The sequence below is a fragment of the Nonomuraea sp. NPDC003201 genome (assembly GCF_053590415.1).
In genome coordinates this window covers 1-8,929 of the sequence record NZ_JBSFTC010000386.1, presented here as the reverse complement: position 1 = coordinate 8,929, position 8,929 = coordinate 1, and the positions used below count along the sequence as shown (strand labels likewise).

The following is an 8,929-nucleotide window of genomic DNA, read 5'->3' as shown; positions in this document are numbered from 1 at the left end:
GCCGCCCGCGCCGCGGCGATGCGCCGGGCCTGGTCACCGGGTGACAGCAGCGGCGCGCCGTCGAGGCCGGGGGAATCCTCGAGGTTGACGCCGACCGCGCCGGCCTCGATCACCGCGCGAACGGTGCCCGCGACGTCGCCGTACCCGCCCTCGATGTCGGCGGTGACCGGGCCCGTCACGGCCGCCACGATGGCGGAGACGGCGGCCACCATCCGCTCCCTGCCGAGCCCTTCCGCGTCCGGCGCCCCGTTGGCCCAGGACACGCCGGCGCTGGTCGTCGCGATCGCCCGCGCGCCCGCGGCCTCGATCAAGGCGGCGGAGGCGGCGTCCCAGGCGTTGGGGAGCACGAGGACCGTGCCCTCGTGCAGGTCTCTGAACCGGGCGGCCTGGGTGACCGTGGTCGGCGTCATGCGGATCTCCTTGACGAAGCAGCTCTACGGACACCAAAGGATCTTCCGCGCCACAGGCTCAGGTCTGGCCATATCCGGACATCCCGCTGTGACCGTGCCGCTGCCCACCGGAGCGCACGCGACCTCAAAACAGTCAGGGCGCGACCGACGGGCAACTCCCCCGCCGCGCGCCCCGACCAGCGTCCCCCGCCCGGACGCGAGGCCGGTCACCCCGTGACCTCCCGCCCGGTCGAGACCCTCGCGTCATGGAATCCGGGCGATGAGCTTCTTCATCTGCGTCACCTGGGCCTGCTGTTCCTTCATGATCCGATCGGCCAGCTTCTTCGCCTTCGAACTCTTCCCGTGCTTCCGCTCGACCCGCGCCATGGCGATCGCCTCCTCGTGATGATCGGCCATCATCGTGAGGAACTCCTTGTCGAAGGCCGAGCCCCGGGCGTCCAGCAGTGTCTTGATGTTCGCGTCGGATATGCCGGCCGCCGCCTCATGCCCCGCCTCGCCGATCGGCGTGGTCTTGCCCCACTCCTTCAGCCAGCCCTGCAGGGTCTCGATCTCCGGCTGCTGCCCGGACTTGATCTTCTCCGCCAGTTCCTTGGTCTCCTCGTACGTTGCCCGCGTCGTGGCCAGCTCGGCCATCTCGATGGCTTCCTGGTGGTGCGCGATCATCATCTGCGCGAACATCACGTCGGCGTCGTCGAAAGCGGGTTTCGACTGAGCGCTCGCCGTCGCGACCGGCACGGCTCCGGACATCATGGTCGTGTCCCGCCGCGCCGGGCTACTGCCGCAGGCGGCGAGGACGAACGCCCCCACCGCCAAGGACGTGGCCAGTGAGACGCCGTGCACTGCCGCTGGTTTTGTGGTCATCGCCGCTGAACCCCCCGATTTCAGCACGTCAGCCCAAGCCGTCTACGCGGGGCTGACCTGGCCATATGTTCCCCGGGAAGGGCCGTTGCTACCGTGCTGCGAGCGTCAGGAACCGGCCGCGGAGCGCGTTCGTTGTGCGGGACAGACGGACCACCGAGCGTCGGGGAGTTCAGCATGGCGATCACCGGCATCATTTCCGGACTCATCATCGGCATCGTGATCGGCGCCCTCGGGCGGCTGGTCATCCCGGGGCGGCAGCGCATCCCCATCTGGCTGACGATCGCGATCGGCGTCGTCGCGGCGCTCGTCGGCACCGCGATCGCCTCCGTTCTGGGCGTCGCCGAGACCGGCGGCGTCGACTGGATCGAGCTCGCCATCCAGGTCGCCCTGGCGGCCCTCGGCGTCTCGCTGACGGTCGGCCTCTACGGCGGCAAGCGGCGAAGGTAGCGACGGCAGCCGTCCCCCGTCAGGGGCCCTTGCCGCCCGCGGGCGTGGGCTCGCGCGTCAGCAGCTGGTCGAGCTTGGCGTTGACCGCCGCCAGCTCCTGCTTCACCTCTTCCAGCTCCGCCTGCGCGCGGGTCTCCGCCGGGGACGGCTCCGTCTCGTGCATGGCGTTGACCACCACCGCGATGAACAGGTTCAGCGCGACGAAGGTGGACATCAGGATGTAGACGATGAAGAAGACCCACGCCCACGGCTTGTGCTCCATCACCTCCTGCGCGACGTTGCCCCAGTCGTCGCCGGTCATGATCTGGAACAGGGTGAACAGCGAGGCCGGCAGATCGGCGAACCGGTCGGGCACGAGCTCCCCGAACAGCTTCGTGGAGATCACCGCCGCGATGTAGATCATCAGCACCAGCAGGCCGATGATGGAGGCCATCCCGGGCATGGCGGTCAGCAGCGCGCCCACCACGCGCCGCATGCTGGGCACCGCCGAGACCAGCCGCAGCGCCCGCAGGATGCGCAGCGACCGCAGCACCGACGTGGGCCCGGAGGCCGGGACGAGCGCGATGCCCACGATGGCGGCGTCGAACCAGTTCCACGGGTCGGCGAAGAACGACTTGCGGTAGGCGTACAGGCGGGCGGCGATCTCGACCGTGAAGATCGCCAGCGCGATCCGGTCGACGGCGTGCAGCAACCCGCCGACCTGCGCCATCAGGTCAGCGCTCGTCTCGCATCCGATGGTGATCGCATTGATGACGATCACGGCGATCACGGCCCGCTGCACGAGCTTGCTCTCCAGGACGGCACGAACGCGTTCTGGCCCTGACAACTTCTACCGCCCCCAGGTGACGACCACAATTATTGATCATCGTAGTGGGCCGCGGCGCCCGCGCCGGCTGGGCCGGAGGTCCGGGATCGCCGTGGCGAGCGGCGCACCCGTACGATGTGGCCATGGTGGCACGGCTGATCGTCATGATCGGTTACGACGGCATCGAGCTCGTTGACGTGGCGTCCGTGACGACCGGGTTCGACCACGCCAACCAGCAGGGCGCCGACCCGGCGTACGAGGTGGTGTTCGCGACGCCGATGGGCCGGCCCGTGCGCTGCGACTCCGGGCTCGAGCTGTCCGGGCAGCACCGGATCGACCGGATGGACGGCCCGATCGACACCCTGGTCGTCTCCGGCGGGCGGGGACACGCGGCCGCCGCCGCCAACCCCCGGTTCGTCAGCCAGGTCCTGCGGCTCGCCGGGCTGTCGCGGCGGGTCGCGTCGGTGTGCACCGGGGCGACGGTGCTGGCCGCCACCGGGCTGCTCGACCACCGCCGGGCCACCACGCACTGGCACTACGCGGGGCAGCTCGCCGCGCGCTACCCGCGGGTCGACGTCGACCCGGCGCCGATCTTCATCCGGGACGGCGCGGTCGCGACGTCGGGCGGGGTCACCGCCGCCCTCGACCTCACGCTGGCCTTCATCGAGGAGGACCACGGGGCCGAGCTCGCCCGCCGCGTGGCCATGGGCATGGTCGCCTACCTGAAGCGCCCCGGCAACCAGGCGCAGGTGAGCCTGTTCAACCGGATGCCGCGCTCCGACCAGGCCCTGGTCCGGCGGGTCATCGACCACGTGATCAGCAACCTCACCGGCGACCTGAGCGTCCCCCGGCTGGCCGCGCTCGCCGGGGTGAGCGAGCGGCATCTGAGCCGGCTGTTCGTCGAGCACGTGGGCCGGACCCCGTCGCGGCTGGTCCGCGACGCGCGGCTGGAGGCGGCCTCCCAGCTGCTGGCCGGATCGCGCGAGCCGGTCGCGGCCATCGCCCGCCGGTGCGGGTTCACCTCCGCCGAGTCCTTACGGCAGGCGTTCGTGGCGTGGACCGGCGTCTCGCCGTCGCAGTTCCGCTCCAGGGCCGTCGGACGCGAGCCCGGCCCCTGATCAGGTGGGGTCTCCGGTCACGTCCGGGACCGGCGTCTCCACCCGCGGCAGCCGCCGGTAGCCGCTGGGGGCGGGCCGCGGCGGGATCTTGAGGGGCGCCCGCCGCACCTCCTCGTACGGGATCGTGGACAGCAGGTGGGAGATCATGTTGATCCTGGCCCGCCGCTTGTCCGCGCTCTCCACCTCGTACCACGGCGCCTCGGGGATGTGCGTGTGGATCATCATCTCGTCCTTGGCCCGCGAGTACTCCTCCCACCGCGTGATCGACTCCAGGTCCATCTCCGACAGCTTCCACCGCCGCATCGGATCCTCCAGCCGCGACCGGAACCGCCGCTCCTGCTCGTCGTCGCTCACCGAGAACCAGTACTTGCGCAGCAGGATCCCGTCCTCCACCAGCAACCGCTCGAAGATCGGGCACTGGTGCAGGAAACGGGTGTACTCCTCCTGCGTGCAGAACCCCATGACCCGCTCCACCCCGGCCCGGTTGTACCAGCTCCGGTCGAACAGCACGATCTGCCCCGCGGCCGGCAGGTGCTCCACGTACCGCTGGAAGTACCACTGCGTCCGCTCCCGCTCGGTGGGTGCGGGCAGCGCCGCGATCCTGGCCACGCGCGGGTTGAGATATTCGGCGACCCGCTTGATCGTGCCCCCTTTGCCCGCCGCGTCCCTCCCCTCGAAGACCACGACCACCCGCTGCCCCTCCGCCTTCACCCACTCCTGCAGCTTCACCAGCTCACCCTGCAACTGGAGCAGCCGCTTCTCGTAAGGCTTGCGCCGCAACCCGTCAGAACTCATGCCTTCGGACTCCCTCCACCGGTCAGGGCGCGTGATGCTGGCGCCCGCGTGCCATCATGCGCCATCCTCGTGCGTGATCCGTTTTCTGCCCGGCCTGGCCACCCTGACCGCCTACCGGCGCGCATGGCTGCGTGGCGACCTGCTCGCCGGGCTGACCGTCGCCGCCTACCTCGTCCCCCAGGTCATGGCCTACGCCACCGTGGCCGGGCTGCCGCCGGTGACCGGGCTGTGGGCGATCCTGGCCCCGCTGGCCCTGTACGCCCTGCTGGGCTCCTCCCGCCAGCTGTCGGTCGGGCCCGAGTCGACCACCGCGCTGATGACCGCCACCGCCATCGGCCCCCTGGCCGCCGGGAACCCGGCCGGATACGCCTCCCTGGCCGCCTCGCTGGCCCTCATCGTCGGCCTGCTCTGCCTGGGCTGCCGGCTGCTGCGGCTGGGCTTCGTCGCGGACCTGCTGTCCAGGCCGATCCTGGTCGGCTACCTCGCCGGCGTGGCCGTCATCATGATCGCGAGCCAGCTCGGCAAGCTCATCGGCGCCCCGGTGACGGGAGAGTCCCTGATCGACCAGGTGTCGTCCTTCGTCCGCTTGCTGCCCCACGCCCATCCCGGCACGGTCATCATGGCGGCCGCCGTGCTCGCCTTCCTGTTCCTGCTGCAGTGGCGGCTGCCCGCGGCACCGGCGCCCCTGCTCGCCGTGCTGCTGGCCACGCTGAGCGTGACCGTGTTCCACCTGGAGGCGCGGGGCATCAAGGTGGTCGGCGCGATCCCCGCCGGGCTGCCCGCCCCCTCGCTGCCCCCGCTGGAGAACCTGCTGCTGCCCGCCGTCGGCGTCTTCCTCGTCGGCTACAGCGACAACATGCTGACCGCCCGCTCCTTCGCCGCCCGCCACCACCAGGAGGTCGACGCCAACCAGGAGCTCCTCGCGCTGGGCGCGGCCAACCTGGGCGCGGGCGCGCTGCACGGCTTCCCGGTCAGCAGCAGCGGCAGCCGCACCGCCCTCGCCGACGCGGCCGGCGCCCGCACCCAGCTGTACTCGCTCATCTGCCTGGTCGCCGTCGTCGCGGTGCTCATGTTCGCCGGGCCGCTGCTGGCCGACTTCCCCACCGCCGCCCTCGGCGCGATCGTCGTGTACGCCGCCACCCGGCTCGTCTCACTGCCCGACTTCGTGCGGCTGGCCCGCTTCCGCCGCACCGAGCTCCTGCTCGCCCTCGGCGCCTTCGCCGGGGTCCTGATCTTCGACATCCTGTACGGCATCCTGCTGGCCGTGGCCCTGTCGGTCGCCGAGATGCTCGCCCGGGTGGCCCGCCCGCATGACGCGATCCTGGGCGTGGTGCCGGGCCTGGCGGGCATGCACGACATCGACGACTATCCGGCCGCCCGCACCATCCCCGGCCTGGTGATCTACCGCTACGACTCGCCGCTGTTCTTCGCCAACGCCCAGGACTTCCACCGCCGCGCCCTGGCCGCCGTCGACCAGCAGGACACCCCCGTCCGCTGGTTCGTCCTGAACGCCGAGGCCAACGTCGAGGTGGACATCACCGCCCTGGACGCCGTCGACTCCCTGCGCCAGGAGCTGGAGCGGCGCGGCATCGTCTTCGCCATGGCCAGGGTCAAGCAGGACCTGCGCACGTACCTGGACGCCTACGGCCTGACCGCCACGGTCGGCGAGCAGCGGCTCTTCCCCACCCTCCCGACCGCGGTCGCCGCCTACCGGCAGTGGGAGCGCGAAGCGCCCTGATCAGCGCTCATCGCGGGGACGGGCCGAGCGCGCGAGGGGCGTCCACGGCGGCCAGCCTCAGTTGCAGGCGGGTGTGGAACGACAGCGTGGAGACGAGCGTCTGGTGGCCGGCCCGCGGCATGGCGGTGCGGAACGCCTCGTGGAGCAGGTCGTCGGCGCCGGCGATGCATCTGATCTCGTGGCTGACGGTGAGAGCGCGCCGGAGGTAGCGCGTGGTCTCCGCGTTCCGTCCCGAGGCCAGGCTGGCGAACCCCATGGCGGTGAGCGCGAGGCTTTCGCTCCAGCGGTCGCCGATCTCGCGGGAGATGGCGAGCGCCTGGCACAGCGGGTGGGACGGGTCCCCGTACTCGCCGTTGATCAGCAGGCCGAGGCCGATCACGATGAGGGCCATGCTCTCCCCCCAGCGGTCGCCCATCTCCCGGGAGATGGTGAGGGCCCGGTAGAGAGGGCGGGTGGCTTCCGCGCCGTAGCCGCCGGTCAGGCGGGTGAAGCCCATGGCGGTGAGGGCCAGGCTCTCGCCCCAGCGGTCGCCGATCTCGCAGGTGATGGCGAGCGCCCTCTTCAGGTGGACCATGCTCGCGCTGTGGTGCCCGAGCTGGCGGTAGGCGTTGCCGATGCCGACGAGCGCGCGGCCCTGGCCGCACAGGTCGCCCGCCTCCCGGTAGCGGGCGAGGGAGCGCTGCTGCTGGCGCAGCGCCTCGGCGAAGTTGCCCGCGCGGTCGTGGATGAACCCCAGATGGTTGCGCGTCTTGGCCTCGCCCCAGCCGTCGCCGCTCTCCTGGTCGAGGACGAGCGCCCGGCCGTGGTGGTCCAGCGCCTCGGAGAGGTGCCCGGCCCGCCAGTACGCGAAGCCGAGGTTCTTCATCGTCTCGGCCAGGACGCGGGGGTCGCCGGTGTCGCGCGCGGCGTCGAGCGCCCGGAGATGCGTGTCGATCCAGTCGCGGACGTGCCCGCGAATGAGGAAGAACCGCCAGAGCGCATGGGCCAGCCGCCAGGTGAAGTCGTCCCAGCCGTGCTCGGCCGACAGCGCGACGGCCGCCACGAGGCCGGCCCGTTCCTCCTCCACCCACATCAGCGCGCCTTCCGGGCCCTCCAGCGCGGGCGGCTCGGCGGGGGCGCGGTCGATCACGTCGGGGAAGCGTCTCCGGGTGGGTTCGACGAGGTCCGCGGCGCGGCTCGCCGTGTGGAGGTACCAGTTCAGCACGCGACGGACGGCGGCCGTCCGTTCGGCCGCGCCGTCCGCGAGGGCGCTCTGCTCGGCGGCGTACGCGTGGAGCAGGTCGTGGAAGCGGTGCCGTTCCCGGCCCTGTTCACGGCCCTGTTCACGGCTGGGCCTCTCCAGCAGCGACCGGTCGGCCAGGAGGTCGAGCAGCCGCCGCGCCTCGGCGACCGGGACGCCCGCCAGCGCGGCCGCCGCCCCCGGGCCGACGTCGGGACCGGGATGCAGGCTCAGCAGGCGGAACATCCGGGCCGCCGGCGGCTCCAGCGCCAGGTACGACCAGGAGAGCACCGCCCGCACGCTCGCCTCGTGGTCGTCGGAGGTGTCCAGCGCGTCCAGCCGGGTCCGCTGGGCCCGCACCTCCTCGGCCAGGCTCTGCAACGGGCTGTCCGGGCGGTACATCGCGTGCTCGGCCGCGATCGTCAGCGCCAGCGGCAGGTGGACGCACGACCGGGCCAGCTCGGCGGCGGCCCACGGCTCGGCGCCGATCCGTTCCGGGCCGAGGATCGCGGTCAGCAGGGCGGTCGACTCGCCGGGCGAGAACCGGCCGAGCACGAGGGGCCGCGCCCCCTCCCGTACGGCCAGGCCGCGCAGCTGGTTGCGGCTGGTGACCAGCACGAACGAGCGCGAGCCCGGCAGCAGCGGACGCACCTGGGCCGCGTCGCGGGCGTTGTCGAGCAGCATCAGGACCCGCCGCCCGGCCAGCACGCTGCGCAGCAGCGCCGAGCGGGCGTCCGTCTCCTTGGGAACCCGCTGCCCGACCACGCCCAGCGCGTTGAGCAGCAGCTCCAGCGCGGCATGGGGCTCGACGGGCGTGCCCGGGCCGAAGCCGCGCAGGTTGAGATGGAGCACGCCGTCGGGGAACCGGTCGGCGACCGAGTGCGCCCAGTGCACGGCCAGCGCCGTCTTGCCCACTCCGCCCATCCCGCTGACGGCGGCGATCACGATCGGCGGCGACGCGTGAGCGTCCTCGCGGTCGAGGAGGGCGTTCAGGGCCGCGAGCTCGTCGCGGCGCCCGGTGAAGGAGGCGAGGTCGGAGGGGAGCTGCCGCGGGCGTACCGGGCCCGGCGGCGGGTCGTCCGGCCGAGAGGCCGGCGGGAGGTGGCCGTCATCGAGCACGCGCGCCACCTCGGGGTCGCCGGCCAGGATGGCGGAGTGCAGGCGGACCAGCTCCTGGCCGGGGTCGACGCCCAGCTCGTCGCGCAGGAGGGCGACGACGCTCCGGTACGTCTCCAGCGCCTCCGCCCGGCGGCCGGACCGATGCAGCGCGACCAGGAGCTGCGCCCACAGCCGCTCGTGGAACGGATGCTCCGCGGTCGCCTCCTTGAGCACCTTGACCATCTCGTCGTCGCGGCCGAGCCGCAGGCCGAGCTGGAACCACCGGTCGACGGCCCGCAGCCGCTCCTCCACGACCGGCGGCACCTCGTCACGGTGCAGCGACTCCGACGGAACGCCGGCCAGCACGGGGCCGCGCCACAGCCCCAGCGCGCGGCCGAGGAGATCCGCCGCGCCGGCGGCGTCCGTGCCGGCGCCGGC

8 protein-coding genes are annotated in these 8,929 nt (G+C 72.4%); 3 read left to right on the top strand and 5 right to left on the bottom strand.

Annotated features, from left to right (window positions below):
* Both ACWDX9_RS55025 and ACWDX9_RS55020 read right to left on the bottom strand, forming a co-directional pair.
* The coding region (locus ACWDX9_RS55025) for an isocitrate lyase/phosphoenolpyruvate mutase family protein (protein WP_449970514.1) at nucleotides 1-410 on the bottom strand (410 nt) is incomplete at its 3' end.
* A gap of 243 nt (nucleotides 411-653) precedes the next feature.
* Nucleotides 654-1,271 carry a DUF305 domain-containing protein gene (locus ACWDX9_RS55020; RefSeq protein ID WP_449970511.1) on the bottom strand — a complete coding sequence of 206 codons (618 nt, stop codon included), beginning with the start codon at nucleotides 1,269-1,271 and terminating at the stop codon, nucleotides 654-656.
* Between the two features lie 174 nt (nucleotides 1,272-1,445).
* Here ACWDX9_RS55020 and ACWDX9_RS55015 point away from each other — a divergent pair, with 174 nt between their 5' ends.
* Nucleotides 1,446-1,718 (top strand): GlsB/YeaQ/YmgE family stress response membrane protein, encoded by a 273-nt coding sequence (locus ACWDX9_RS55015; protein WP_350737993.1) that lies wholly within the window; start codon nucleotides 1,446-1,448, stop codon nucleotides 1,716-1,718.
* A gap of 19 nt (nucleotides 1,719-1,737) precedes the next feature.
* On the opposite strand, the gene ACWDX9_RS55010 is transcribed toward ACWDX9_RS55015, so the two are convergent.
* Nucleotides 1,738-2,544 (bottom strand): ion transporter, encoded by an 807-nt coding sequence (locus tag ACWDX9_RS55010; protein WP_449970508.1) that lies wholly within the window; start codon nucleotides 2,542-2,544, stop codon nucleotides 1,738-1,740.
* A 122-nt stretch (nucleotides 2,545-2,666) separates the two neighbouring features.
* On the opposite strand from ACWDX9_RS55010, the gene ACWDX9_RS55005 reads away from it, so the two are divergent.
* Nucleotides 2,667-3,641 (top strand): GlxA family transcriptional regulator, encoded by a 975-nt coding sequence (locus ACWDX9_RS55005; RefSeq protein WP_449970505.1) that lies wholly within the window; start codon nucleotides 2,667-2,669, stop codon nucleotides 3,639-3,641.
* Here ACWDX9_RS55005 and ppk2 read toward each other — a convergent pair whose 3' ends face one another.
* Nucleotides 3,642-4,436 (bottom strand): polyphosphate kinase 2, encoded by a 795-nt coding sequence (gene ppk2 / locus ACWDX9_RS55000; RefSeq protein WP_449970502.1) that lies wholly within the window; start codon nucleotides 4,434-4,436, stop codon nucleotides 3,642-3,644.
* A gap of 73 nt (nucleotides 4,437-4,509) precedes the next feature.
* Between ppk2 and sulP the strand changes: the two genes are divergently transcribed.
* A complete protein-coding gene (sulP, locus tag ACWDX9_RS54995; RefSeq protein WP_449970499.1) occupies nucleotides 4,510-6,174 on the top strand; it encodes a sulfate permease in 1,665 nt (554 codons plus the stop codon).
* A 7-nt stretch (nucleotides 6,175-6,181) separates the two neighbouring features.
* Here the strand turns inward: sulP and ACWDX9_RS54990 are convergent.
* The coding region (locus ACWDX9_RS54990; RefSeq protein ID WP_449970496.1) for a BTAD domain-containing putative transcriptional regulator at nucleotides 6,182-8,929 on the bottom strand (2,748 nt) is incomplete at its 5' end.